The following is a 24,591-nucleotide window of genomic DNA, read 5'->3' on the forward strand; positions in this document are numbered from 1 at the left end:
TGGGACTTGCATCGTGCGCTGCGTTCTTCGCGAAGCGGCGCGCGGCTGTCACCGCCGCCAATGGCCTTGATCAGAGCGAGTGAGAGATCTCTCTGAGTGGCTTCAAGCCCGAACCGAACCGTCCAATCGCTTCGCGGTGCGTTCCAAGTTCGCTGTAGGGCAGATAACGGATGCCGAGTTCGGCGACGCGCGAGAATGCAGGGCGGCGCAACTGCAGCCGGACATCCTCACGACGCGCATCGGGCGCCACCAGGAACATCGAAACGCCGACGCCCAACGCAGTGCCCAGTGCGAGGTCCAGCATTCGCACGATGCCAGAGTAAATGGAAGTCGAGTGCTCCACCTCGAAGGCTGCAGCGATCTTCGAGCCGTCGGGCTCCACCCAGATGACGTCGATCAAGCGCACCGAGTCCAGGCCGGGCTGGGCGCCCGCAGGCAATTGCGTCAAGCAACCGTCGCCGAGCCGACCATCCGCATAGCTGCGTCCCTGGTCGTTGGAGGCGATCCACACGCCGTAGCCGAGCGACCTGCCCAGGTCGCGCAGCCATCCCTGGATTTGCGTGTGGGTTGCGTCGCTCTCGCGCTCCGCCGCCCAGCGCTTGTGCGCGGCTGCCGAATCTTCGCGAACTTTCTCGAGGTCGGCCTCCCAGCCCTGAACGGCTGCGACATCATCGCTGCGCGGCGGCGCCGCGTACCGGCCCGAGCCGATGTCGAAGAGCAACCCGGCCAGTGCTCCCATGTCGTTGGACAGCAGCCGGCGGTGCTGCGCGTTCAGCCGAAGGCAGCCCTCGCGCATGGAAAGGTAATGGTCCCACTTGCCGAGCTTGACGTTGCTGCCCGTGACGGCGTTGTAGCCTTTCACGATCGCCGTGTTGAACGGCATCACGATCGTGGGATGGACGAAGTACAGCAGGTTCGCCACGGCCGGCCCGAGGCCCTTGATCCGATGCGCATCGATGCGGCGGATGGCCTCGACCACCTCCTCGGCGTTGTCGCAGCAGTCGCAGGCATGCAGCAGTCGGGCAAAGGCACGCTGATTGGCATTGTTCTCGTAGATGTCGGGAATGCGCAGCTTGGGCTTCCAGAGAAACGCATGGTCGGCGCCCTTGAAGATCTGGCGTTGCTCCGCCACCGACCCGACGACGGTCTCGAGCGAGGAGCCGCGAAACGCGCTGCCGAAGGTCCCCGCATCGATGTCCTTGACCACCTGGGCCAGGCCCCGGCGGATGGAGCGGAAATTCTTCAGCCGCTCGTCCCACAGAAACCAGGAGTTGTAGGTGCTCAATGAATCGGACTTCCAGTGACCGATGAGAACTTCAAGACCAAGGGACATGGGCGCAGAGGATTGAAATGCGCAAGGCGCGACACCATCGATTGAAGCACGGGCCGCTCCAGTCGGGGCCACGTTCCGCATAGGAATCTCTGGCGGTCGAATTCCGGTCTGGCCTCGCACGGAGTCGAATGGACCAGAGGTTGCGCTTGCCCTCGGTGGACAGCAGGCGGTCCTGAGAAATACGTTTCAACTTTCCGGCGCTATCGAAAAGCTGATCTCAGTGACCCCCGAACGGGAGGTCGCGCGGGTCTGGCCGCCATGCATGCGGGCGATGGCGGCCACGATCGCCAAGCCGAGCCCGTGATGCTCTGACGAGTCGGATCGGGAGCGCTCTGCTCGGAAAAACCGTTTGAACAGATTGGGGAGGACGTCGACTGGAACCGGTTCACCGCGATTGGCAACCTTGACCCAGACGCCATCGGGTTGGGTGTCGATCACGACGGCGATGGTCGAGCCTGGTGTCGCATACCTGGCCGCATTGCTCAGCAAGTTTGACAAGGCTCGCCGCACCAGGCCCGCGTCGATGCCGATGCGTGCATCGCCGCTCACATGCACCTTCAATCCTGCATCCTCCAACGTGGCGTCATGAAATTCAAGCACCGTTCGCACCTGGTTGGCCAAGCTGACCGGCGCCGAGCGGCGGGCCACCGCGCCGCGGTCCGCCTTCGACAGGAAGAGCATGTCGATCACGATCGTGGAGACCCGCCTTGCTTCTTCCAGCGCCGACAACAAGGCTTCGCGCAATTCCTCGATCGATCGCGGCCGGGCCAGTTCGACTTCGACCATCCCGATCAGGTTGGCCAGCGGCGTGCGCAGTTCATGCGCCACATCCGCATTGAAGGATTCCAGTTGCAGATAGGCCTGTTCGGCGCGATCGAGCACCGCATTGAACTGAGCCACCCACGGCGTGATCTCAGAGGCATACGGGGCAGGGTCGATGCGTCGGCCCGGGTGTTCCGGCCCGGTGTCGGCCGTCTGTCGAACGAGCCTCTGCAGCGGTTGCATCCCTCGACGCACCAGCAAGGCGCCGGTCAGCGAGATGACCGCGGAGCCGAGGACGGCCGCACCCACCAGGGTCCAGGCCAGCCGCGCCAGGAGCTTGGCATCTTCCTGCACATCAATGCCCAGCTGCAATTGCATCGCGGCTTCGCCGGAAGACATCGGCTGCTCCTGCGTAGGCATCCAGACCCAGCGTCCCGAGGTCCGGGCCGGCGTGGACGAATAGATGATTTCGTTGCCGCGGCGCAATACCAGGCTGATCTCCGCGTGGGTCGAGAAGAAGTCGTCCAGCTTGTGGCGCAGTCCGTCGCGCCCCGGGTCATCGCGCGACTCCTGGATCAGATGTTTGATCAGTTCGGATTGACGCTCGAATTCGCTGGCCTGCTTGACCTGAAAGCTCCATGCGGTGACGGCGTAGATCGCCACGCACACCAAGCTGAGTCCGATCAGGGCCTGGGCTGCAAACCAGCGTGACAACGCAGCCTGGATCGACCCGGTGCCCTTCGCATGCGCGGTGACGGCCTGTGCACCCACCTCTGGTGGGGCTGGCGTGATGCTGGGCTTTGCACCCAGGCCCTCCACAGCGGTCTTGGCGGCGATCACGGCACGCCGCCTTGCCGGCTCTCCAGCACGTATCCCATGCCGCGGACCGTGTGCAGCAGCTTTTCCTCGAAAGGATCGTCGATCTTGCTGCGCAGCCGCCGGATGGCCACTTCCACAAGGTTCGTGTCGCTGTCGAAATTCATATCCCACACCTGCTCGGCCAGCTGCGTGCGCGACAGTACATTGCCCTGGCGGCGCATGAGCAAGGTCAGCAACGCGAACTCCTTGGCGGTCAGGTCGAGGCGGTGTCCGCTGCGTGTTGCCTTGCGAGCCACCACGTCGAGCGTCATGTCCTTCAGCGTGTAGTTAGACACCTCATGGAGCTTGCCGCGCCGAAGCAGCGCCTGGATCCGGGCAAGCAGCTCGGAAAAGGCGAACGGCTTGGCCAGATAGTCATCCGCGCCGCTCTGCAGTCCGCGCACCCGATCGGCCACTTCGTCGCGGGCGGTCAGCATCAGCACAGGCATCGCCTTGGATCTTCGGACCGCCTCCAGCACCGCGAAGCCGTCGATGCCCGGCAGCATCACGTCAAGTACCAGCAGATCGTAATCGCCCTCGAGGGCGAGGGTGCGCCCTTCGATTCCGGTGCGCGCAAGGTCAACCACGAAGCCGCTCTCGGCCAGCCCCTTGCCCAGGTAGTCGCCCAATTTGTGTTCGTCTTCGATGACCAGGATTCGCATCGTCGAATGCTACGGCGCTAGATCGCATGCGTGGATTACTTCTTTGTAATCCACGTGGCGGTTGATTGGTGGACTGGCTTCCTAGAGTCGTTGCATGCCGGACAGTTGCCTGGCATCGCCGGCTCGGTGGTCGATGCCGACGCGTTCAGTGCAGCTCGCGAAGTCGAGCATTTCGTTGAAGGAGACCTATCATGAAGAACCGTCAAATCCTCTCGCTCGCACTTGCCGTGGGTGCAGGCGCTGCATTGGTTGCGCCGTTTGCAGCCTACTCAGAAGGGCCGTCCCACTTTGCGCCCAACGAAGCCGGCGTGGTCTATCACCCAAGTGAAGCTGGACAGGGCAAATCCCAGGCCCAGGTATCAGCTGAACTCGCTGACGCGCAGAAAACCCCTGCCGGGGGCAGCATGCTGCGCTGGGGATCGATGAGCACGCCGAAGGTCGGAGCCGCCAAGTCGCGCGCCGAAGTGGTGGCCGAACTGGAGGCCGCGCAGAAGCAGCCCAACTGGGATGCCGCAGCAAGGCTCGGTGCGCCCCTGCCAGCGCCCAGAGGTGATGCGAGCAAAGCCCGCGCACAAGCGCAGCCCTGAGAGTTGCGCGCAAAACTGGATGTCCATACAGGTCTCCTGACACACTGCTCGACTTAGAATTCGCCGCATGCACCGGGTTCGCCTGTTCGTCCTTTGGATCATGATGTTCGCCGTGCCCTTCCAGGGGTACGCGGCGGCAGCCATGGTCTTTTGCGGACCAGGTCACGCCGGTGCGGCGGCCGAGGTGTCGCTCGCACAGCCCGGGGCGCACGACCATGCCCGGTACCCCCATGCGGACGGCCACGGCGATCACGAGCACAAGGCGACACAGGCCGCCAAGCCTCCCGCAAAGGACAGCGTCGCCAAGACTGCGAATGCAGAGCCTGATGCGATGCACAAGTGCGGTACCTGCGGCGCATGCCATGCCACGGCGCTGACCAGCACGATGGACGTGGCGGTCTTCCACGACCTTCCCAAAGCAGACCTGATGGAGCCAGCCATCACGGTGGCCACGCTCGCTCCGCGCGTTCTCGACAAACCTCCTCGCGCTTAACGCGTTCGCGCGCCTGTGACTCTCGTCACGGGCCGCCGCGAACGCTCATGCATCGCCTGCGTCATGCCTTTTCGGGCAGCTTTTGACGCACTCCGTTCATGAACTTGCGAGGACTCCATGTTCCATTCATCGCCGACCCGTCGGTTGGCAGCTTTTCCCGCCTTGGCTGCGTTCTCCGCTTTGGCGGCCCTGAGTGCCGCCGTCGCGGTGGCTCAACCCGCACCCGCGAAATCCGCTGAGGCTGCGGCGCCCGCCGTCCTGACCTACAAGTCCGCGCTTGAGGGCTATCAGCCTTTTGCCGACGAGAAGCCCATTCCCTGGAAAGAAGCCAATGAGACGGTCTACCGCCGCGGTGGCTGGCAGGCTTACGCCAAGGAGACCTCAGGCTCCGGTGTGGGCGAGGCCGATTCGACCAAGGGCGCAGCCCCTGCGCCGGCCGCGCAGCCGGGCCATTCGATGCCCATGCCTGCGAAGAAGGAGAAGCCATGAAGCGCGCCCTTCGTTTGACGGCCGTTGCCGTCGCCGCTGCTTTCCTGGCGGGGTGCGCCTCGGTCGGCATTGACGACGCCTTGAAGGACACGAACACCAACGCGCAGCAGTTCACCGGCGGCAAGCTCGAACTCAGCCGGACTCAGGAGCAGCGTGACCGCCGCGCCGCGCTGTCGCAGGAATTGCTTGCCAAACCGCTGTCGCAGAACGACGCGGTCCAGCTCGCGCTGGCCAACAGCCCGTCCGTCCAGGCTTTAATTGCCCAGAGCTGGGGCGACATTGCCGCAGCCAACCAGACCAGCCGGTTGCCGAATCCGATTTTCACGTTCGAGCGCATGCGCCTGAACAGCGAGCTTGAGCTTGGGCGTCTGCTGTCCTTCGGACTGGTGGACCTGATTCTGTTGCCACAACGCCTGTCGATCTCCAGGAGCCAGGCAGCCCAGGCCAAAGTCCAACTGACCGGTGCCGTGGTCGACCAGGTCACGCAGGTCAAGCAGGCCTGGGTCCGTGCGGTCGCCGCGCAGCAGTCGTTGCAGTACGCCGAGCAAGTCAACAAGTCTGCCCAGGCCAGCGCCGAGCTCGCGCGCCGGATGCAGCTCATTGGGAATTTCTCCAAGCTGCAGCGTGCACGCCAACAGGTTTTCTACGCCGACGCGACGACACAACTCGCCTCGGCACAGCACGCCACCACCGCTGCGCGCGAAGAATTGATTCGTGTCCTGGGGTTGAACGATGAGCAGGCCACCAAGCTGGCCTTGCCCGAGCGTTTGCCTGACCTGCCCAAGGCCCCTCGCGAGGCTAAGGAAGTCGCAGCGACCGCGACCGAGCAGCGCTTGGATGTCCAACTCGCGCGTGCCCAGCTGGATGTGGCGGGCAAATCGCAAGGCATCAACCTGCTGTCGACCTTCATCGACGTCGAGGTGGGCGGACGGCGCGACACGGTGTTCGACAACGCGGAAAACACCAAGAGCACCCGCCGAGGCTTCGAGCTCGACATCCGCCTGCCGCTGTTCGACTGGGGTTCGGCGCAGCGCGACATGTTGAACGCGCAGTCGCTGGCCGCGGCCAACCGCTACGACGCCACCGTGCGCGGCGCTTCCTCTCAGCTGCGCGAAGGCTACTCGGCCTACCGCACTGCCTACGACATCGCACGGCACTACCGCGACGAGATCGTGCCGCTGCGCCAGGCCATGGCCGACGAGAACGTGCTTCGCTACAACGGGATGTTGATCGGCGTTTTCGAGCTGTTGGCCGAGGCGCGCGACCAGATCGCGAGCGTGAGCAACGCGATCAATGCCCAGCAGCAGTTCTGGCTGGCCGATGCTGCGCTGGCGGCTTCGGTGATGGGCAAGCCCACGTCCATGGGCGCCTCGATGGCCAGCTCGGGCGGCGAAGGCGCCTCTGCTGGCGCTGCCCACTGAGCCCGCTACCTGAGCTCTCCAACTGATTTGAATGACATGAAAAACAGACGCAATTTCTTGAGCGGTGCGGGTGCCATCACGGGCGCCATCGCCGCGGCCAGCGTGAGCAAGGTGGCCATGGCCGCCCTGCCGGAGCCCGTGCTCCAGACGACACCCAACACCATGCCGCCGCTGATGCCCTCGAGCGGACGCCCCTATAACCCAGTGCTCACGCTCAACGGCTGGACCTTGCCCTGGCGCATGAACAACGGCGTCAAGGAATTCCACCTGGTGGCCGAACCCGTGGTGCGCGAGATGGCACCCGGCTTCAAGGCCAATCTGTGGGGGTACAACGGCCAGTCACCAGGCCCCACCATCGAGGTCGTGGAAGGCGACCGCGTGCGCATCTTCGTGACCAATAAGCTGCCCGAGCACACCAGCGTGCACTGGCACGGCCAGCGCCTGCCCAACGGCATGGACGGCGTGGCCGGGTTGAACCAGCCACCGATCCGCCCAGGCAAGACTTTCGTCTACGAGTTCGTCGCGCGCCGCCCGGGCACTTTCATGTACCACCCACATGCGGATGAGATGACGCAGATGGCCATGGGCATGATGGGCTTCTGGGTGACGCACCCCAAGGCCGAGCATCCGCTGATCGAGAAGGTCGACCGCGACTTCGTGTTCCTGCTCAACGCCTACGACGTGGAGCCCGGCAGCGCCACGCCCAAGATCATGACCATGCTGGACTTCAACCTGTGGTCCTGGAACAGCCGGATCTTCCCCGGCATCGATTCGCTCAATGTGCGGCTCAACGACAAGGTGCGCATCCGCATCGGCAACCTGACGATGACCAACCACCCGATGCACCTTCACGGGCACGAGTTTCTCGTCACCGGCACCGATGGCGGGCCGACGCCCAAGTCGTCCAGGCAGTACGAGGTGACCGCCGACGTGGCGGTCGGCCAGATGCGGCAGATCGAATTCCTGGCCGACGAGGAAGGCGACTGGGCCTTCCATTGCCACAAGAGCCACCACACGATGAATGCCATGGGTCATGACGTGCCGACCATGATCGGCCTGGACCACAAGGACGTGGCCAAGCAGATCACGAGCCTGGTGCCCGACTACATGGTGATGGGCGAGCGCGGCATGGCCGACATGGCCGAGATGGAAATGCCGATTCCCGACAACACCGCGCGAATGATGACGGGCGAAGGCCCGTTCGGCTCGGTCGAGATGGGCGGCATGTTCAGCATGGTCAAGGTGCGCAAAAACCAGAAGGCCGGCGATTACTCGAACCCCGGCTGGTTCAAGCACCCGAAAGGCACCGTCGCCTACGAGCTGGACGGGCCGCCGCCAGAGACCTCGCGCCAACGCGGCGCCGGCGCCGCAGCGATGCCCGCCCAGAACATGCCCGCCAAGAACATCGAAGTCCAGATTCGAAAGCCCGGCAGCGGCCATTCGAACCACTAGTTCTCTCCCTCCGTTCCAACCTCCAACTCTCAAAGGAAAAACCCATGAAACACACTTTCCGCAACACGGCTCTCGCAGCACTCCTGGCCTTGGCCGCCGCGAGCGCTTCGGCATCTGGCACCCACGCAGGCGGCCACGGCCACGATGCCGACGAGGCGATCGGCAAGCCCGGCGTGGCCACCAAGACCACCCGCACGATCAATGTCGACATGGCCGACAGCATGCGCTTCACGCCGGCCGACATCAGCGTCAAGCAAGGCGAGACCGTGCGCTTCGTCATCAAGAACTCCGGCCAGCTCAAGCACGAGCTAGTGATCGGGACCGAGAAGGAGCTCAAGGAGCACTACGAAGTCATGAAGAAGAACCCGGAGATGGAGCACTCCGATCCGAACATGGTGACGCTGGCTGCGGGCAAGAGCGGCGAGATCGTCTGGCAATTCACCAAGGCCGGCAAGGTCGACTTCGCGTGCCTGCAGCCTGGCCATTACGACGCCGGAATGAAGGGCGCCGTGAACGTGACCAAGACCGGAAAGTAAGAGAGGCGCTCCCGCCGCCGGCTTCCATCGGAACACGGCGGGACTCCAAATTCATTCATATCTCAGGAGATCCTCATGACCAACACCCGCATCGCACTCTTGGCATTCGTTGCCGCACTCTCGTTCGCTGGCTCAGCCGGGGCGCAGTCCTCCAAATCCATGGCCGACATGCCGGGCATGTCCGAGAAGGCGCCCGCGGCCGGCGGCTCGGATGCGGCTGCAGCTTCGGACCTCAGCGAAGGCGAGATCCGCAAGGTGGACAAGGACAACAAGAAGCTCACGATCAAGCACGGCCCGCTCAAGAACCTCGACATGCCGGGCATGACGATGGTGTTCGGCGTCAAGGATGACGCCATGCTCGACAAGGTCGAGACCGGCGCCAAGGTTCGTTTCCAAGCGGAAAAGATCGACGGCAAGATCGTCGTCACGAAGATCGAATCGGCCCGCTGAGCGCGTAAAAAATCAACGGGCGGCGACTATCGAAAGGATGGAGGAAGGAATGGCTTACTCGAGTGCTTCGCAAGTCGTTCGGCAGATCCTGGAGGGACCGGTTACCCGGCCAGCGTTGCGGCGCTGGCGGCGCCAGCAGTTCTTTTCCGAGGCCGGATTCGGTAGTTACTTCGGACTGTTCAATAGCTTTTCCGAAGCCCGGGATTGGCTGCCTGACAGTCCGGAATTCGACCACGCGGCCTTGGCGGAAGAGTACGTGAATGTCCGCACGAAGAAGGTGTTTGCCTACGACTACCCCGTGATGTGGTGGCTCGAGCGTGCGTTCAGAGATGGTGCCACCAAGCTGCTCGACATCGGTGGCTCGGTAGGGGTTCACTTCTATGCCTATCGCCGCTATTTCGAGATGCCCCAGGGCCTGTCCTGGCGCGTCGTTGAAGTGCCTGCGATCGCGGCCCTGGGGCGAGATATCGCCAGCCGGGCCGACGCCACTGGACTGAGCTTCGCCGAGGATCTTTCGCAGGCGCTGCACGACAACGATATCTGGCTGTCCGCCGGCGCCCTGCACTATGTCGAGAATTCGCGTCCCGGTGATCTGCTCCAGCGGTGCGACACGCGGCCACGGCACGTCCTGCTGAACAAGCTCCCGCTCTACGACGGCGAGGACTACATCACGGCACAGAACATCGGTGCCGGCTGCTTTGCGCCCATGCACGTCTACAACCGCGAACGCTTCATCAAGGAAATCGAGGCGCTGGGGTACACCTTGCGCGACCAGTGGCAGGTTCCTGAGCGTTCGTTGTATCTGCCGGGATTTCCCGAGCGCAGCATTCCGACGTTCAGTGGCCTTTACTTCGCCAGTTGAGCGATGCAAGCCAAAGCGTCCACGCGTGCTCGCCAGTCCTGGCGGGCTGCGCGCAAGTTGTTCGCAGTCGCACTGGAGAAGAAGCCTCGCGTCACCGTGAGGGCACATTCCGCTGCGGGCGGGATCCTGGGTATGGCTCTCTTCGCTGGTCTGACGGGATGCGCCGACTTCTACCGGCAGTCTCGCGATTTCCAGGACGGCTGGCGCACCGGTGAGATTGTCGAAATCGGCCGCGCAAGCGAGATCCAGCGCGGCGGGCGCTCGGATTGCAGGAAGGCAGCCAGTGCCGATGATCTTGCAGTACAGCGCTTTGCCGTACTGGTCGATCGTTCTACGGGGCAGCGCCACGCGCACATCGTGATGCTGGATCTTGCGACACCCATCGAGTTGGGCGACATCGTCTCGACCAACGTCGTCAGGTGCGGCACACCCATTCACGTGCTGTCGCATGCACGAGCGCCGCGCAGTTGACGCGGCCTGCGCACGATCTTTCGCCATCCTTGCAACCAGCCCCCATAAACCTAAGCACCCCATGAAATTGTTCGCGCCTCTTTTGCTCGTCGCGCTGGCCGGATTTTTCTCCGGCTTCTCTTTCGCGGCCGATCCTGGCGCCCCAGGGCCGACGGAGAGCGTCCCTGCCAAATTGGCGAAACCCGACATTGCAAACGGCGAAGTCGTCTTCACTGGCAAGTCATGCGCAGCGTGCCACAGCGCGGATGGCAATTCAGTCATCCCCGCCAATCCCAAGCTGGCTCAGCAGCATCCCGAGTACCTGGTCAAGCAGCTTCAGGAATTCAAGTCCGGGAAACGCAGGAGCCCGGTTATGAGCGGCATGGCGGCAATGCTGTCCGAGAAGGAAATGCGCGACGTCGCCTGGTTCCTGGGTTCCAAGCCCATCAAGCCCGGGTTTGCGAAGGACAAGGATCTGGTGGCGCTGGGCGAGAAGATCTATCGCGGCGGCATCGGGGAGCGCAGTGTCCCAGCCTGCGCAGGCTGTCACAGCCCCAACGGCGCCGGCATCCCGATCCAGTACCCGCGACTGGGCGGGCAGCACGCCGAATACATCGCCGCGCAGCTGACTGCGTTTCGCGATGGGGTGCGACTCAACAACGTGCCCATGAGTGGCGTTGCAGCCAAGCTCAACGATCGCGAAATCAAGGCCGTGTCCGACTACATCGCGGGGCTGCATTGAACGACGCCATGCCCCCAGAGTTGCTCTCGCCATAGGAGGTAGGCATGTACGTGACAGGACGTTGGGTTTCAACCAATGTTGTTGGCACGATGTTCATCGCCTGGCTCGTTGGAGTGGTCATCTTCGTGGTTGTCATCGTGTGGCAACGCCGGAAGCATCGAAAGAGAAACCCCGCAGGCGATAAACACCATGGCTCAACTCGACTGGGCGGTTCGAGGAAAGCCAAGCGCCGCCGGCGGGGCATCCGATGACCGCACTCGACTCTGGTAGAGCGAGCGTCTGACAGACACCGCGCGGATCGCACGCCAGTCTGAGAGGCCCGACGATGTCTTTGTTCTGTGCATTAAGGCTCGTTCTCTTGACGAGAAAAAAAGTCACGAGCGCTGACCCACTGTTCTGCGAATCGCGTCGACCGGCCTATTGAAGGGAATCTCATGCTCATTCAGCCCATTGATTACTTCCTCGCTGTCTGGTTTTTGCTCGCAGCCTTGTCGACAGCCTACGTTGCCTGGGATCAGCTGCGCCACAATCCCGAGCCGCTGGTGATGAAGTGGGGGTTCATCCTCGTCACCCTGTATCTGGGGCCTTTGGGCCTTCTGTTGTACGTGATGGCAGACAAGGAGCCGGCCCCTGGAGAGCACGAGGAGTTCGTCAAGCCGCTGTGGAAGCAGGGCGTGGGTTCGACGATCCACTGCGTTGCGGGCGATGCGACCGGGATCATCCTGGCTGCCGTCGTGACTGCGGTGCTGGGTCTTCCAATGTGGGTTGACCTGATCGTGGAGTACGTCGCAGGCTTCGCGTTCGGCCTCTTCATCTTTCAGTCCCTCTTCATGAAGAACATGATGGGTGGCTCGTATCTGGAAAACGTCAAGAAGTCTTTCATGCCGGAGTTCATCAGCATGAACGCGATGATGGCGGGCATGGCGCCGGTGATGGCGCTGCTGATGATGGGCCGGGACATGCGGGCCATGGATCCGACCGAACTCGTCTTTTGGGGCGTGATGTCCCTGGGCGTGGCCGTTGGATTTGCGGTGGCCTATCCGGTGAACGTCTGGATGGTGTCGCGCAGGATGAAGCACGGATTGATGACCGAGCGTCGGTCCGAAAAGGCAACCAGCGGCCACTCGGGCATGCCCGTGGAAGTCGATCATGGGACCGGCGCACTGCCTGCGGCGGCGCACGGAACGCTAACCAACGCACAGCCGGGTGAGCATGGTGCTCAGGCGGGCCATGAAGGCGCGGTCCCGGCGATATCGCCAACTGGCCCGTCAGGCGGCAACGCGCACGGGGCGCAGCACGGCCAAGATGGACATGGCGGCCGCAATGGCCACAGCATGCGCCCCAACGTGACTCGGCCACAACTGGCTGCGGTGGCGATGACGACCACGCTCATGCTGCTCGCCGGCATGACGATGCCCGCGATGTTCGTGAACATGCGCTTGTCGAACCGGGATGTGCGCGGTGCCATCATGCCGCCGTCGATGATCATGGGGTGGGACACACCGGGCGACGCGATGCGCGACATGTCGGCCATCCATCCGCGTCTTGTCGCACAAGCTGCCGCAGCGCAGGCCCGTGGCGACGTGGACCTGGTGCCGACGCTGGACAACGGGGTCAAGGTTTTCAATCTCGAGACCAGCGTCATCCGTTGGAACATCCTCCCGGATGTGACGGTCGAAGGCTATGCGTTCAATGCAACGATCCCGGGCCCGAGGATTCGGGTCACGGAAGGTGATCGCGTGCGCATCAAGGTGACCAACCGCTTGCCCGAAAGCACCACGGTGCATTGGCACGGCTTAATCTTGCCGAACGAAATGGACGGCCCCGCCAAGATCACCCAGAAGCCGATTCAGCCCGGCGGCTCGTACACCTATGAATTCACGACAGAGCAGGCTGGGACGTTTTTCTATCACACGCACGATCATGTCGACCGCCAGCAAGCGTTTGGCCTGTACGGTGCTCTGATCATCGATCCCAAGAGCCCGCAGGAGGCGCCCAAGGCCGACCACGAGTACGTGTTGCAGTTGCAGGAGTGGCTCAAGCGCGAAGGCCTGACCTATCCGGCCATGCTGATGGAGGGCGGCCTTCCCAATTACTTCACCATCAATGGCAAGGCATTCCCCGCAACCGACACAGTGAAGATGAAGGTCGGGGAGACGATCAAACTCAGGTTCGTGGGCAGCAACAACAACTTCGTGCACCCCATGCACGTCCATGGCGGTCCGTTCACTGTTGTCGCAAGGGATGGGTACGTCCTGCCGGAGTCGGCGCGCTTTCAGGCCGATACCGTCAATGTCGGGCCCGGTCAGCGCTACGACGTGATCTGGAAGGCCTTGCGGCCCGGCAAGTGGCTGGTCCACTGCCACATCCCGCACCACACGACCAACAACAACGTCGAGCAAGACGGAGGCGGCGGCCTGATGATGATCCTGGACGTGGAAGCCTGAATGCTGGGAATCACACAGGCGAAGGGTCTGGCGTCAACCACTTGACCTTCACACGATGTCAAGCCTGATACTGGAATCACTTTCAATCAAGGAGTCTCTCATGCAAGAGTTCGTCATCCAGTCGATGTCCTGTGGTGGCTGCGCAAGCAGGATCGCTCAGGCTGTCAAGAATCTGGACGCCACGGCGAAGATCGAAGTCGACCTGCCGACCAAAACGTTGCGCGTCGACAGCGCCGAGGACCGTGCGTCTGTGACCGCGGCCTTGACGGAAGCCGGCTATCCCCCGAAGTGATCTGGCTCCACGGGACAGCGGCCTTGATCGGAGGCTGTGGTCCCGTGCTGATTTGCGTGGACTGAAGGCACCGCCATGTGGGGGTGCATCCAGCCAATTTTTCGTTGGAGATCTCGAATGAACCTTACGCCTTCCAACCTGCATGAACGCCATCAGGGGCATCACGGGGCGCACCCGCCCGCCTCTGGAGAACCTTCGCCCGAGACCGATTCGGCTCTGAAGGATCCCGTTTGCGGGATGACGGTGACCGCGCGGTCCACGCATGTCTTGCAGCACGAAGGCGGGCCCGTGTATTTCTGCAGTGCGGTTTGCAAATCCAAGTTTGAGGCCAACCCGGCCAAGTACGCAAAGCGCGGCGCGCAGCCGACGGCCCCGCTCGTGCTTGCGCCCGCGGAGCCGGCTCAACCCGGTCCTCCTCCAGGCACGATCTACACCTGCCCCATGCATCCGGAGATCCGGCAGGATCACCCGGGCAACTGCCCCAAGTGCGGTATGTCGCTGGAACCCGAGATGCCGACCCTCGACGAGGGGGAAGATCCCGAACTGAAGGACTTCAAGCGACGCTTCGTCTGGACCTTGCCGCTCACCGTCATCGTCACGGTGCTCGCCATGGCCGGCCATCGATTCCGGTGGTTCGAGATGGGCACGCAGAGCTGGATCGAACTCGTCCTCAGCGTGCCGATCGTGCTGTGGGCCGGGTGGCCGTTCTTCGAGCGCGCGGTGCAATCCGTGGCGAACCGCAGCCCGAACATGTGGACCCTGATAGGTCTGGGCACTGCCGCCGCGTTCATCTACAGCGTCGTCGCCACCGTCGCGCCGCACGTATTTCCCGCCTCGTTCGTTTCGATGGGGCGCGTGGCGGTGTACTTCGAGGCTGCGGCGGTGATCATTTCGCTCACCCTGCTTGGCCAGATTCTCGAGCTCAAGGCGCGCTCGCAAACCTCCGCGGCCATCAAGTCGCTGCTGGGTCTCGCACCCAAGACGGCGCGCCGCATTGGCCCCGACGGCGCCGAGGAGGACGTTCCGATCAGTCACGTGCATGTCGGCGACAAGCTGCGTGTCAGGCCAGGGGAGAAAGTGCCCGTGGACGGCGTGGTGATCGAAGGTAGCAGCGCGGTCGACGAATCCATGCTGACAGGTGAGCCGTTGCCCGTGACCAAGCGCGTGGGCGACAAGCTCATCGGTGCGACGTTGAACACCAACGGCGCCCTGGTGATGCAGTCGGAAAAAGTCGGCTCGCAGACCGTGCTCGCGAGCATCGTCCAGATGGTCGCGCAGGCCCAGCGTTCCCGGGCCCCGATGCAACGGATGGCCGATCATGTCGCCGGCTACTTCGTCATGACCGTCATCAGCATCGCGGTGCTGACCTTCTTCGCCTGGGGATTCTTCGGACCGCAGCCGAGCTGGGTCTACGGTCTCATCAATGCCGTGGCGGTGCTCATCATTGCCTGCCCCTGTGCGCTCGGCCTCGCCACGCCGATGTCGATCATGGTGGCCACCGGCAAGGCGGCCACGCAAGGCGTGTTGTTCCGCGACGCCGCGGCCATCGAGAACTTCCGCAAGGTCGATGCGCTCATCGTCGACAAGACCGGCACCCTGACGGAAGGCCGGCCGCAGTTCGAGCGCGCGGTGCCTGCGCCAGGCTTCACCGAAGACGAAGTCTTGCGCCTCGCGGCCAGCTTGGACCAGGGCAGCGAACACCCGCTGGCCGACGCCATCGTCCGCGCGGCGCGTGAGCGCAACCTGGCACTGGACACGCCCGATGGTTTCGAATCCAGCAGCGGCATCGGCGTGAGCGGCACCGTGAGCGGCAGGAAGCTGGCGCTCGGGAACACGGCGCTCATGCAACAGCTGCGCGTGCGGGTCGACGATCTCAAGCCGCGGGCCGAGGCGTTGCGGGCCGAGGGCGCGAGCGTCATGTTCCTGGCGGTGGACGGCCAACCGGCCGGCCTGCTCGCGGTCTCCGATCCGATCAAGGCCACCACCATGGAGGCGCTGGCCGCGCTCAAGGCCTCGGGCATGCGGGTCATCATGGCGACCGGCGATGGGCTGACCACGGCCCAGGCCATTGCGGCCAGATTGGGCATCGATGAGGTGCACGGAGAAGTCAAACCCGCCGACAAGCTCGCGCTGGTCGACAAGCTGCAGAGCGAAGGCCGTATCGTCGCGATGGCGGGTGACGGCATCAACGACGCCCCTGCGCTCGCAAAGGCAAACGTCGGCGTGGCGATGGGCACAGGCACCGATGTCGCGATGAACAGCGCCCAGGTGACGCTGGTCAAGGGCGATCTGCGAGGCATTGCGCAGGCGCGCGTCATCTCCGAGCAGACCGTCGCCAACATGAAGCAGAACCTTGGCTTCGCCTTTCTCTACAACGCCCTCGGCGTGCCGCTGGCGGCGGGCGTGTTGTTCCCGTTCACGGGGTGGCTTCTGTCACCGATGATTGCGGCGTTGGCGATGAGTCTGAGTTCGGCCTCGGTCATCACCAATGCCTTGCGCTTGAGGGGGACAAGGCAAGAGGGTCACGAGCCGCACGCCGCCAGAAAATTGCCCTAGTAGGTCGGCCCGTGCGGCGCCGTTTCAAGCGCGGACTGCCCCTGCCGGACGGCGCGCCGGAAGATCACCCGAAGGTCCAGGAACTGCGTGATCTGGCGCAGTGGTCCGAAGGCATGGTCTGGTGCTCGCCCGAACGCCATGGCGCCATGGCGCCATGACCGGCATCATGAAGGCACAGATCGATTGGGTCCCGCTGTCTGTCGGCTCGGTGCGCCCACGCAGGGCAAGACGCTGGCGCTCATGGAGGTGTCGGGCGGCTCGCAGTCGTTCAACGCCGTGAACCAGCTGCGCGTGCTCGGCCGCTCTTTGTGGTCAAGTTTGCCGAGACGCGAAGGCTGCCGTTCCCGGTGGTGGGTCATAGCTCATGGCGACGGCCAGCGTCTCGTAGCCGCGCGACTTGTACTTTTCATACGTAGCTGCGATCGCGGGCATCTCCTTGACGCAGGTGGCACAACTTGTCGCCCAGAAGTTGACCAGAACCACCCTGCCGCGCAAGGCCTGTAGCTCTTCACGCTTGCCATCGAGGAGGACGTAGGCCACGTTTGGCGCTGGTTCCCGCAAGCCAGTCAGATGCGCCACACCAACGCAGCACCAAGGCAGCACCAAGGCAGCACCAAGGCAGATGGTCAAAGCGATCAGACCAGCGGTAACCGTTCGTGGAACCTTCACAGGAAACTCCCATGCCACGCTTCCAGTATATGCATGAGATCCTGGCGCAGAGCGTCGGGCTGCCAAATTAGATCAGCCGTGGGAGAGCATTTTTTCCCCGGTTGCCGACGATTGCCGCAGCAGCGCCTGCGCGTATTTCTCGATCCCGAACCGGAACGTTCCCCGAAAATTTATGTGCCCGAAGTGCACCGGTCCCATGCGACGCAACCACCCGTCGTCGATCGCCATACCGTCCTTTCGCAGTCGCTCCACGACCTCGTTCATGCCGCTGGTGTTCCAGGCCAGCACGATGTTCGTCAACAACGCGTGGGAGCCGGAGATCGCCTTCATCTCATCGCGCCGGCGCCCGCGCTCGGGAGCGACCTTGCCGGTGTACACGGCGCGCTGCAGCTGATGCACGGATTCGCCGCGGGCAAGCAATGTGTGGATCTCGCGCCGGAAGTCGGGGATCGCGAGGTAGTCGCACAGGAAGATGCTGCGCAGCAGGCGGCCCAGGTGGTCGGCGGCGCGGTGCGCCGGGTCGCCCTGTGCGGCGCTGCCGAGCAGGCGCAGCGCCAGCTCGGCGCCGATCTTGCCGATGCGGATCGACGCCACGATGCGCAGCAGTTCGTCCCAGCCTTGATGAATCGCTTTGCGCGACAGGCGCTGGACCGTCGCACGCTCGATGCCTTCGGGCACGTCAATGCCGGGCGGGAGATACAGCTTGCGCTCGGCCAGATCGCGCAGCCGCGGGCACAGGTCGAAGCCCAGCAGCTTGGCCACGGACATGGCCGGGTTCGTATAGCCGTGCGTGTCCACCGCGAGCAGGGACAGCCGGATGCGGTCCTCGCTGCGGTTGTGCAGCTCGACGCCTTCCACCGCCACCCCGGCCTGGCGCTCGTTCAGCACGATGGGCTGGTCGTAGACGATGCCCCAGCGGTCCAGCACGTGGGTGTAGATGCCGGCGGCGTAGGTGCGCCGGCGCGGATCGGTGCGTGCGCTCCACAGATGGCGCGAGGCCTCCAGCGACATCATGTCGGCCGAGGCCTTGTCGCCGCCGCCCCAGTGCGCGGCCATGGGAATGCGGCCCTGGAACTCGACCACGCGTTCGTTGGCGCGGCGCAGCCGCCCGTGCGTCTCCAAGGCCCGCATGGCGACCGACACCCGGGCCGTCTCCAGACCCGGAATCATCGCCGCAACGCTCTTGGCGTCGATGTCGGTGCCGTGCGCCAGCACCGCAGCGTACAGGGCCAGCAGTTCGGCCACGGTTTCGGCGCGATGGCCCAGCAATGCCTCGCTGTAGTTGCACAGGGCATCGATCTCCAGCATGAGGTCGGGAAACTGCACATCGCCGATCTTCTTGTAGATGAGATCCCGAAGGCGCCGCGGTTCGCCCTCGTCCGGCAAGGCCGTGACCGCGGGCAGGTGCAGCATGCCATCGGCGGCGCCGATCTCCAGCGCGCCTTGCTCGCACGCCTGCGCCACCGCCGCCAGGCCCGCGCGCAGGGTGCCCAGCAAGGGCTCGAGCAGGTCGTCGACCTGCACCGGCAGGCCCAGCAGCGCGAGGTAGTTCTCTCGGTCGCGTGCCCATTCATCGGCCGGGATGAGCATCTGGTCGCGCGCACGAAAGCTCAGGGAGTGGTCGATCCAGACCCGTCCGTTGCGCAGGCTCTTGCGCAACGACATCATGGTGCACGCGGCAAACGCATGCAGCCCGAAGCGCGGATCGACGTCGTGCACCAAGTCGTGCCAGGCCGCACCCACGTCGGGCAGGGCGAAGCCCGACGGCAGTTCGCTGGCCGACTGCAGTTCGCGCCAGGATTGGAGTTGCTCATAGCCCGAGTCGCCTTCGCGGCCGCCGAATTCCAGGTCTTTCAAGCCGCCAAGGAACGCCTTGACGCGCGTGGGGTCGCTGGACAGGGCCTTTCTCACTTCGGACACGAAGCTCCGGGGCGCGGCATCGAGCATCTTGCTGAGCAGCTGGTCCGCTTCGGTGCACCTGGCCTGGAAAGTCTTGGTCCGGTCGCGCAGGATTTCGCGGGCGAGTCGGGCCTGGTTGCGGGCCACGTCGTTGGAGCGCTCGCGCGCCGCCTTCGCCTTTTGCGTCGCCTCGCGAAACAGCTGCTGGCTGCGCCTGGAGCCTTGGTGGATCGCCAGGTCGGTGAGCTCGAGCAGGCTCATGCGCAGGAAGCACACGAGCTCGATGGTCTGGCGCGCGTCCTTGAGTTCGCCGGTCTTCGCGGGGCGCCGCGCCTGGACCTGCTGCGCGTACGCGCGCTGCTTGGGCAGTGCGACCGCGGCCAGCGCCCAGGCGTGCACGCCGAGCGACTTGAGGTAGCGGATCTTTTCGAGGGTTTCGTTCAGGGTGCTGGGGCCGTTGCGCTTGGAGGGCGTCTTGAGCCATTCGAGGTGGGTCGTCGCGCCGTCGCGCCGGACGCTGTAGGCGGAGTCAAGGCAGGCACGCAGGACGGCTGGCGGGACCTCGGCCGCGATCGCGCTGCGAATGTGGGCCTCGATCGATGCGAAGGCGTTGCGTGCCCAATCCTTGATGCGACGCTGGCCGGGAATCAGAACGCGACGGTCGTAGAGCCAGTGACAGGCGGCCAGCACGAGATCATCGGTGTGGGACGCCTCTGCGGCATGCAGCCCGAGCATCGCGATCAGTTCCGTCTCCACAGGCGGATTCAGCTCCTTGAGGCCAAGGTATTCCTTCGCCCAAAGCTGGTGTTCGTAGAGTGTCTGCCGGCGTGCATAGAGCGTACGCAGGCTCGCGATCGTGACCGAGGGCGCCTGCAGCGTCTCGCACACATAGCGCAACACGTTACGCGGCAGCACCGAGAACCGGTCCATTGGGCGTCCGCAGGCACGCAGGAAAAGCAGCTGAAGTGCGCCGGCAACCCGGTTGGCGGATCGAAACCGTTCGCGGATCGCCAGCACATCGGCCTCGGTGAGCCGAAAGAACTGCGCGAGGTCGAACTCCGTCAAGCGGCTGGGCAGGTTTTCCAGACCGACGAATCGATAGGCATAGGTGGACATGGCCGTTTTGTTCTTGAATGTCCGCCAACTCTACAGCGCCGCCTCGGGTGAGCAGAATTGAACATGCGGCGCGGGCCGCCGGTCCGGCAACCCGCACCGGATAAGACTTCGCGGAGAAACCGTGTCAACCTGCACGAAAAGTACGATCACCCCAAGAACCAGATCGGGAGAAACAAGATCGGCCTCGCCGGAGGCCGACTGGGGTTCAATATGGAAGTCCAGACCTTGATCGAACAGGTAGGCGTAGAGATGCTTGGCCAGTGCGCGCTCGCCTTCGGCGGCTAGCGCGCAGGCAGTTTCCCGCTCAAACCATTCCACTTTGCGTTTGTATTTGATCAGCAAGGAAAGAACGGCAGCTTGCTGATCGAGCGATTCATCTAAATGTTCGTAGAACGGCTCAAGGAAGTATTCGCGGAAGCTGTCCAGCAGCTCATCCGCTTTCCCGGAGCGTGCCAGAGCTCGTCCGATCATGACTTCAGGTCCAATGCCACCCCCAAGGGGCTGCTGTGTGCAATGCTCGATCACGCGATAGACGAAAGCCGACGCCTCGCCCTCGTGAGCGAAGATCGGAATGCTTCCACGCGTCAGACTTTCCAAGTCCTCGACGTGGGCTGGAGCTTCGGCCTTTTGCCTCGCGAGAACCCCTGCGAGGAGCGGTTGCGCATGAAGATAGTTCCAGAACTGGACGAGCGAGCTGTGAAAAACTTTCGCGTCACAAGAGTTCAGTCGACGGATTCGCTTCTGAAGTTGGAACCGTTGCTGCTGAAGGTACCGGGAATCCATGGTCAGAGTGTGATCCTGATGGTTTTATTGAGCGTTGCGACCGTACGTTCCAGATCGGCGATCGCGGATGCCACCTGCTTGCGTACTTTCCGGCACTCATTCATATGATCGTCTAGCTGAATGTTCGCCTTACAGCCGCGGCAGATCATGACATCTCGAAGCCGGGCATCGCGGTAGAAAATCTTGGTCGTGAAACTGCATTGAGGGCACTCGACGTCAAACGATGCGCGGTCAATATCGATCATGGTTACTCCGATGCATAGGTAGATATCCTCAGTTCTTCTACGTTTGCTGTCAGCCCTAGGCTCCGCAGTGCTGCTTGGCTATCCCTTGGATTGGACACTAAGGCAACGCGACTTCGGTTGACTATTCCTCTGAAAATTCTGTGCCTGAATCCGGGCAAGCATAGTCGCGCTCACTGCGACGGCCTTTCAGCGCAGGGCAGCAGTGCGTGATCAACTCTGGGGAGGGAGCTCGAATATGGGTGAAATTGCAGACAAGGTCGAATTGGTCCAGATAGGACACGACGTCGACGAATCAATTCTCGATGCCGTGAGGCTGTTGATTTCCATCTAGAAGTGACCCACTAACCCCTAAGTTTTCCATCTAAATCTGATCCACGTACTAACCCTAACCTGCTGCTTTGTTAAGCAGCAGGAGACCAGGAGTGATAGACGTGGCAACACTGAGTGTCATCAGGCGCTGGGCCCTGCGAGAGCAGATGTCCATCCGCGAGATCTCCCGCCGCACGGGCCTCTCGCGCAACACCATCCGCAAACACCTGCGCGCCGACGCCGACGAGCCGCGCTATTCCAAACGCATCAGCCCCAGCAAGCTCGATCCCTACGCGCTGAAGCTGGCCGGCTGGCTGAAGACCGAAGCGGGTCGATCTCGTAAGCAGCGGCGCACCGTCAAGCAGATGCACGCCGATCTGCAGGCGCTGGGCTATGGCGGCTCCTACAACCGGGTTGCCGCCTTCGCCCGGCTCTGGCACGAGCAGCGCCAGACAGCCCAGCAGACCACCGGCCGCGGTACGTTCGTGCCCCTGGCCTTCGACTGCGGCGAGGCCTTCCAGTTCGACTGGAGCGAGGACTGGGCGGTGCTCGCCGGCGTGCGCACCAAGCTGCAGGTGGCTCACTTCAAGCTCAGCTGGGTATTCCGGAGCACCGTGACCGCCGATTCCGTGCGATCGTGACCGAGCATTCCGTTCGAACGTGACCGGTGATTCCGGGCTCAACGTGACCGATTTCCGGATGGTCCGGAATCACCGGTCACGATGGCGGAACCGGCGGTCACGGCAGCGGAACGCTGCCGTATGTCATCGTGTTGGTGTTGCGCATTTCATCCACCTCACGCGGGGTAGCCTGCCCGGCTTTTGCCGGAGACAGGCTTGCCCGCACCAAGGATCAACATGCGCAAGATCAGAGACGTCTTACGTCTCAAACTCGAAGCCCGCCTCTCCCATGAGCGGATCGCGGCCTCCCTCGGCATCTCCAAGGGCGTCGTGGCCAAGTACGTCAGCCTGGCCGCCGCTGCGGGCCTGGACTGGCCCACCGTTCAAGCATTGAGCGACACCGCTCTGGAGCGCCGTGTCGTGCAGGGTCGCCAGGATCGGGCGACCCATTACGTGATGCCCGACTATGGCCGCGCGCATCAGGAACTGCGGCGCAAGGGCATGACCCTCATGCTGCTGTGGGAGGAGTACGTCACGACCCACGCCGGGCAGCCGACCTACCGCTACAGCCAGTTCTGTGAGCGGTATCGGCGCTACGCACTGCGCCTGAAGCGCTCTATGCGCCAGATCCACCGCGCCGGCGAGAAGCTCTTCGTCGACTACGCCGGCCCCACGGTCGAGCTCGCCGACGGCAGCCGAGCACACATCTTCGTGGCCGCGCTCGGCGCTTCCTGCTACACCTTCGCCTGCGCCACGCCGCGCGAGACCATGGCCGACTGGCTTGAGGGCTGCGCGCGTGCCCTGAGCTTCTTCGGTGGCGTGCCGCAGCTCATCGTGCCTGACAACCCGCGCGCGATGATCGCGAACCCCAACCGCTATGAGCCTCGGGCTAACGACACGGTGGAGGACTTCGCACGGCACTACGGCACCTCGGTGCTGCCGGCAAGGCCGCGCCATCCGCAGGACAAGGCGAAGGTCGAGTCGGCCGTGCAGGTCGTGGAGCGCTGGATCCTCATGCGCCTGCGCCACCAACGCTTCGCGGCCGTCGACGATGTCAACGAGGCGATCGAGCCATTGCTGGCCAGGCTCAACGGCAAGCCCTTCCAGAAGCTGCCCGGCAGCCGCGCGAGCGCCTTCGCCGATCTGGATGCTCCTGCACTGCAGGCGCTGCCGCTGCAGCCCTGGGAGTGGGCGGCCTTCAAGAGCGTGCGGGTGCACATCGACCATCACGTGGAGATCGAGGGCCATCGCTACAGCGTGCCCCAGAACCTCGTGGGCCTGCTGCTGGAGGCGCGCATCACAGCCCACGCGGTCGAACTGCTGCACCGCGGCCAGCGTGTGGCCGCGCATCAGCGCAGCGCACATAAGGGTGGCTTCACGACCGTCGTCGCCCATCTGCCGGCGGCGCACCGCGCGCATCTCGAGTGGACGCCCGAGCGCCTGGTCCATTGGGGGCAGAGCATCGGCGCGGCCACGGGCCGCCTGGTGGCGCGTCTGATCGAAGAGCGGCGTCACCCCGAGCACGGCTACCGGGCATGCCTCGGGCTGCTGTCGCTGGCGCGCCGCTACGGCCGCGAGCGGCTGGAGGCGGCCAGCCTGATCGCGCTGGAGCTGGGCACGGCGAAGTACGTGCATGTGAAGGCCATCCTGGTCAACGAGCGCGACAAGGCGTCAGCGAGCACGGCGCCGAGCTGGACCAGCCCACCCCACGAGCATGTGCGCGGCCCGGCGTACTACCAGTGACGCCCGGACTGCATCCGGCACTTGAACAAGAAGGAATTCCAATGATGATGAACACGACCCTCGATCAACTGCGCAGCTTGAAGTTGCTGGGCATGGCAGCAGGACTGCAGGACCAGCTCACCAGCGCCGGCATGACGGCCATGAGCTTCGAGGAGCGCACGGCCTTGCTGGTCGAGCGCGAGGTGCACTGGCGCGGCGACAAGCGACGCGAGCGGCTCTTGAAGGAGGCACGGCTGAAGTACCCGCAGGCGGCCATCGAGGACATGGATGCTCGCGCCGGTCGCGGCGTCGATCGCAAGGCCGTGATGAGCCTGGCGCTTGGCGACTGGATCGATTCGGGCCACAGTGTGCTGATCACGGGACCGACGGGTGCGGGCAAGTCGTGGCTGGCCTGTGCGTTGGCGCAGTACGCCTGCCGGCGCGGTCGCTCCGCCTACTACCAGCGCATGCCCAGGCTCGGTGAGGAACTGCGCATCCGCCACGGCAACGGGACCTTCGGCAAATGGCTGATCCAGTTGGCCAAGACCGACGTGCTGCTGCTGGACGACTGGGGCATGGCGGCGCTCGACGTTCAGGCCAGGTCCGACCTGCTGGAGATCATCGACGACCGGGCGGCCAGCAAGGCCACCATCATCACCAGCCAACTGCCGATCGAGCACTGGCATGCCTGGGTCGGAGACGCCACCATCGCCGACGCGATCCTTGATCGCCTGATGCAGCAGAACCACCGACTCACCCTCACGGGTGAGTCATTGCGTCAGACCGCGAAAACGCCTCAAAAGGAGAAGAACAAAGACCCATCGTGACCGCCACTT

Annotated in this window: 23 protein-coding genes and 2 pseudogenes; 17 read left to right on the plus strand and 8 right to left on the minus strand. The window is 63.7% G+C overall.

All coding sequences use genetic code 11. The annotated features are described in order from the left end of the window. Positions 1–70: 70 nt before the first annotated feature. From AC0IYU_RS20015 to AC0IYU_RS20025, 3 genes are all read right to left on the minus strand, one after another. On the minus strand, positions 71–1,333 hold the full coding sequence (locus AC0IYU_RS20015; protein WP_472120376.1) for a type II restriction endonuclease: 1,263 nt from the start codon (positions 1,331–1,333) through the stop codon (positions 71–73). A 186-nt stretch (positions 1,334–1,519) separates the two neighbouring features. Beyond that, positions 1,520–2,935: a heavy metal sensor histidine kinase gene (locus tag AC0IYU_RS20020; protein ID WP_472120378.1), complete on the minus strand. Its 1,416-nt coding sequence runs from the start codon at positions 2,933–2,935 to the stop codon at positions 1,520–1,522. Further along, the gene (locus AC0IYU_RS20025) at positions 2,932–3,615 is read right to left on the minus strand and encodes a heavy metal response regulator transcription factor (protein WP_472120380.1); all 684 of its coding nucleotides are present in this window, start codon (positions 3,613–3,615) and stop codon (positions 2,932–2,934) included. The genes AC0IYU_RS20020 and AC0IYU_RS20025 overlap by 4 nt, the downstream gene beginning before the upstream one ends. A gap of 191 nt (positions 3,616–3,806) precedes the next feature. Between AC0IYU_RS20025 and AC0IYU_RS20030 the strand changes: the two genes are divergently transcribed. From AC0IYU_RS20030 to AC0IYU_RS20075, 10 genes are all read left to right on the plus strand, one after another. Then, positions 3,807–4,202, plus strand: a complete 396-nt coding sequence (locus AC0IYU_RS20030; RefSeq protein ID WP_472120382.1) for a hypothetical protein — start codon at positions 3,807–3,809, stop codon at positions 4,200–4,202. A gap of 67 nt (positions 4,203–4,269) precedes the next feature. Beyond that, positions 4,270–4,695 (plus strand): hypothetical protein, encoded by a 426-nt coding sequence (locus AC0IYU_RS20035; protein WP_472120384.1) that lies wholly within the window; start codon positions 4,270–4,272, stop codon positions 4,693–4,695. 117 nt (positions 4,696–4,812) lie between these two features. Continuing rightward, the gene (locus tag AC0IYU_RS20040) at positions 4,813–5,184 is read left to right on the plus strand and encodes a hypothetical protein (protein ID WP_472120386.1); all 372 of its coding nucleotides are present in this window, start codon (positions 4,813–4,815) and stop codon (positions 5,182–5,184) included. Beyond that, positions 5,181–6,605: a TolC family protein gene (locus AC0IYU_RS20045; RefSeq protein WP_472120388.1), complete on the plus strand. Its 1,425-nt coding sequence runs from the start codon at positions 5,181–5,183 to the stop codon at positions 6,603–6,605. The genes AC0IYU_RS20040 and AC0IYU_RS20045 overlap by 4 nt, the downstream gene beginning before the upstream one ends. 36 nt (positions 6,606–6,641) lie before the next feature. After that, positions 6,642–8,057 carry a multicopper oxidase family protein gene (locus AC0IYU_RS20050; protein WP_472120390.1) on the plus strand — a complete coding sequence of 472 codons (1,416 nt, stop codon included), beginning with the start codon at positions 6,642–6,644 and terminating at the stop codon, positions 8,055–8,057. A 44-nt stretch (positions 8,058–8,101) separates the two neighbouring features. Beyond that, entirely contained in the window at positions 8,102–8,593 is a 492-nt protein-coding gene (locus AC0IYU_RS20055; RefSeq protein ID WP_472120392.1) for a cupredoxin domain-containing protein, read from the plus strand. A gap of 75 nt (positions 8,594–8,668) precedes the next feature. Further along, positions 8,669–9,043, plus strand: coding sequence for a copper-binding protein (locus AC0IYU_RS20060; RefSeq protein ID WP_472120394.1), 375 nt, complete (start codon positions 8,669–8,671; stop codon positions 9,041–9,043). Positions 9,044–9,092: 49 nt separating this feature from the next. Beyond that, positions 9,093–9,905: a methyltransferase, TIGR04325 family gene (locus AC0IYU_RS20065; protein ID WP_472120396.1), complete on the plus strand. Its 813-nt coding sequence runs from the start codon at positions 9,093–9,095 to the stop codon at positions 9,903–9,905. Between the two features lie 132 nt (positions 9,906–10,037). Next, positions 10,038–10,376, plus strand: coding sequence for a hypothetical protein (locus AC0IYU_RS20070; RefSeq protein ID WP_472120398.1), 339 nt, complete (start codon positions 10,038–10,040; stop codon positions 10,374–10,376). 61 nt (positions 10,377–10,437) lie between these two features. After that, positions 10,438–11,097 carry a c-type cytochrome gene (locus tag AC0IYU_RS20075; RefSeq protein ID WP_472120400.1) on the plus strand — a complete coding sequence of 220 codons (660 nt, stop codon included), beginning with the start codon at positions 10,438–10,440 and terminating at the stop codon, positions 11,095–11,097. A 68-nt stretch (positions 11,098–11,165) separates the two neighbouring features. Here the strand turns inward: AC0IYU_RS20075 and AC0IYU_RS20080 are convergent, their stop codons facing one another. Further along, complete coding sequence (locus AC0IYU_RS20080; protein ID WP_472120401.1) at positions 11,166–11,288, minus strand: hypothetical protein; 123 nt, start codon at positions 11,286–11,288, stop codon at positions 11,166–11,168. A gap of 243 nt (positions 11,289–11,531) precedes the next feature. On the opposite strand from AC0IYU_RS20080, the gene AC0IYU_RS20085 reads away from it, so the two are divergent. The 4 genes and pseudogenes from AC0IYU_RS20085 to AC0IYU_RS20100 all read left to right on the plus strand — a co-directional run. Beyond that, positions 11,532–13,544, plus strand: coding sequence for a multicopper oxidase domain-containing protein (locus AC0IYU_RS20085; RefSeq protein ID WP_472120403.1), 2,013 nt, complete (start codon positions 11,532–11,534; stop codon positions 13,542–13,544). Positions 13,545–13,644: 100 nt separating this feature from the next. Next, complete coding sequence (locus AC0IYU_RS20090) at positions 13,645–13,836, plus strand: heavy-metal-associated domain-containing protein (protein WP_472120405.1); 192 nt, start codon at positions 13,645–13,647, stop codon at positions 13,834–13,836. Positions 13,837–13,953: 117 nt separating this feature from the next. Further along, positions 13,954–16,392 carry a heavy metal translocating P-type ATPase gene (locus AC0IYU_RS20095; RefSeq protein WP_472120406.1) on the plus strand — a complete coding sequence of 813 codons (2,439 nt, stop codon included), beginning with the start codon at positions 13,954–13,956 and terminating at the stop codon, positions 16,390–16,392. A gap of 29 nt (positions 16,393–16,421) precedes the next feature. Then, positions 16,422–16,695: pseudogene (locus tag AC0IYU_RS20100) on the plus strand (NAD(P)H-dependent oxidoreductase); the annotation flags it as partial. Between the two features lie 9 nt (positions 16,696–16,704). Here AC0IYU_RS20100 and AC0IYU_RS20105 read toward each other — a convergent pair. From AC0IYU_RS20105 to AC0IYU_RS20120, 4 genes are all read right to left on the minus strand, one after another. Next, positions 16,705–16,932, minus strand: a complete 228-nt coding sequence (locus AC0IYU_RS20105; RefSeq protein ID WP_472120457.1) for a TlpA disulfide reductase family protein — start codon at positions 16,930–16,932, stop codon at positions 16,705–16,707. 201 nt (positions 16,933–17,133) lie between these two features. After that, entirely contained in the window at positions 17,134–20,076 is a 2,943-nt protein-coding gene (locus AC0IYU_RS20110; protein ID WP_472120408.1) for a Tn3 family transposase, read from the minus strand. A 30-nt stretch (positions 20,077–20,106) separates the two neighbouring features. Further along, positions 20,107–20,859, minus strand: coding sequence for a hypothetical protein (locus AC0IYU_RS20115; RefSeq protein WP_472120410.1), 753 nt, complete (start codon positions 20,857–20,859; stop codon positions 20,107–20,109). A gap of 2 nt (positions 20,860–20,861) precedes the next feature. Beyond that, a complete protein-coding gene (locus tag AC0IYU_RS20120; RefSeq protein WP_472120412.1) occupies positions 20,862–21,104 on the minus strand; it encodes a hypothetical protein in 243 nt (80 codons plus the stop codon). 422 nt (positions 21,105–21,526) lie between these two features. On the opposite strand from AC0IYU_RS20120, the pseudogene AC0IYU_RS20125 reads away from it, so the two are divergent. The 3 genes and pseudogenes from AC0IYU_RS20125 to istB all read left to right on the plus strand — a co-directional run. Next, positions 21,527–22,009, plus strand: a pseudogene (locus AC0IYU_RS20125) (IS21 family transposase); the annotation flags it as partial. A gap of 240 nt (positions 22,010–22,249) precedes the next feature. Continuing rightward, a complete protein-coding gene (gene istA / locus AC0IYU_RS20130) occupies positions 22,250–23,776 on the plus strand; it encodes an IS21 family transposase (protein WP_454914331.1) in 1,527 nt (508 codons plus the stop codon). 41 nt (positions 23,777–23,817) lie between these two features. Beyond that, positions 23,818–24,582, plus strand: coding sequence for an IS21-like element helper ATPase IstB (istB, locus tag AC0IYU_RS20135; RefSeq protein WP_454914330.1), 765 nt, complete (start codon positions 23,818–23,820; stop codon positions 24,580–24,582). Positions 24,583–24,591: the final 9 nt, after the last annotated feature.

The sequence above is a fragment of the Variovorax sp. AC103 genome (assembly GCF_979254005.1).

What these genes read in the sequence shown, in the direction of transcription:
- istB (WP_454914330.1), top strand. Translation starts at nt 23,818, where the DNA reads ATGATGATGAACACGACCCTCGATCAACTGCGCAGCTTGAAGTTGCTG.
- AC0IYU_RS20030 (WP_472120382.1), top strand. Translation starts at nt 3,807, where the DNA reads ATGAAGAACCGTCAAATCCTCTCGCTCGCACTTGCCGTGGGTGCAGGC.
- AC0IYU_RS20040 (WP_472120386.1), top strand. Translation starts at nt 4,813, where the DNA reads ATGTTCCATTCATCGCCGACCCGTCGGTTGGCAGCTTTTCCCGCCTTG.
- AC0IYU_RS20080 (WP_472120401.1), bottom strand. Translation starts at nt 11,288, where the DNA reads ATGGTGTTTATCGCCTGCGGGGTTTCTCTTTCGATGCTTCCGGCGTTG.
- AC0IYU_RS20110 (WP_472120408.1), bottom strand. Translation starts at nt 20,076, where the DNA reads ATGTCCACCTATGCCTATCGATTCGTCGGTCTGGAAAACCTGCCCAGC.
- AC0IYU_RS20045 (WP_472120388.1), top strand. Translation starts at nt 5,181, where the DNA reads ATGAAGCGCGCCCTTCGTTTGACGGCCGTTGCCGTCGCCGCTGCTTTC.
- AC0IYU_RS20070 (WP_472120398.1), top strand. Translation starts at nt 10,038, where the DNA reads ATGGCTCTCTTCGCTGGTCTGACGGGATGCGCCGACTTCTACCGGCAG.
- AC0IYU_RS20075 (WP_472120400.1), top strand. Translation starts at nt 10,438, where the DNA reads ATGAAATTGTTCGCGCCTCTTTTGCTCGTCGCGCTGGCCGGATTTTTC.
- AC0IYU_RS20025 (WP_472120380.1), bottom strand. Translation starts at nt 3,615, where the DNA reads ATGCGAATCCTGGTCATCGAAGACGAACACAAATTGGGCGACTACCTG.
- AC0IYU_RS20090 (WP_472120405.1), top strand. Translation starts at nt 13,645, where the DNA reads ATGCAAGAGTTCGTCATCCAGTCGATGTCCTGTGGTGGCTGCGCAAGC.
- AC0IYU_RS20015 (WP_472120376.1), bottom strand. Translation starts at nt 1,333, where the DNA reads ATGTCCCTTGGTCTTGAAGTTCTCATCGGTCACTGGAAGTCCGATTCA.
- AC0IYU_RS20065 (WP_472120396.1), top strand. Translation starts at nt 9,093, where the DNA reads ATGGCTTACTCGAGTGCTTCGCAAGTCGTTCGGCAGATCCTGGAGGGA.
- AC0IYU_RS20115 (WP_472120410.1), bottom strand. Translation starts at nt 20,859, where the DNA reads ATGGATTCCCGGTACCTTCAGCAGCAACGGTTCCAACTTCAGAAGCGA.
- AC0IYU_RS20050 (WP_472120390.1), top strand. Translation starts at nt 6,642, where the DNA reads ATGAAAAACAGACGCAATTTCTTGAGCGGTGCGGGTGCCATCACGGGC.
- AC0IYU_RS20085 (WP_472120403.1), top strand. Translation starts at nt 11,532, where the DNA reads ATGCTCATTCAGCCCATTGATTACTTCCTCGCTGTCTGGTTTTTGCTC.
- AC0IYU_RS20035 (WP_472120384.1), top strand. Translation starts at nt 4,270, where the DNA reads ATGCACCGGGTTCGCCTGTTCGTCCTTTGGATCATGATGTTCGCCGTG.
- AC0IYU_RS20095 (WP_472120406.1), top strand. Translation starts at nt 13,954, where the DNA reads ATGAACCTTACGCCTTCCAACCTGCATGAACGCCATCAGGGGCATCAC.
- AC0IYU_RS20120 (WP_472120412.1), bottom strand. Translation starts at nt 21,104, where the DNA reads ATGATCGATATTGACCGCGCATCGTTTGACGTCGAGTGCCCTCAATGC.
- AC0IYU_RS20060 (WP_472120394.1), top strand. Translation starts at nt 8,669, where the DNA reads ATGACCAACACCCGCATCGCACTCTTGGCATTCGTTGCCGCACTCTCG.
- AC0IYU_RS20055 (WP_472120392.1), top strand. Translation starts at nt 8,102, where the DNA reads ATGAAACACACTTTCCGCAACACGGCTCTCGCAGCACTCCTGGCCTTG.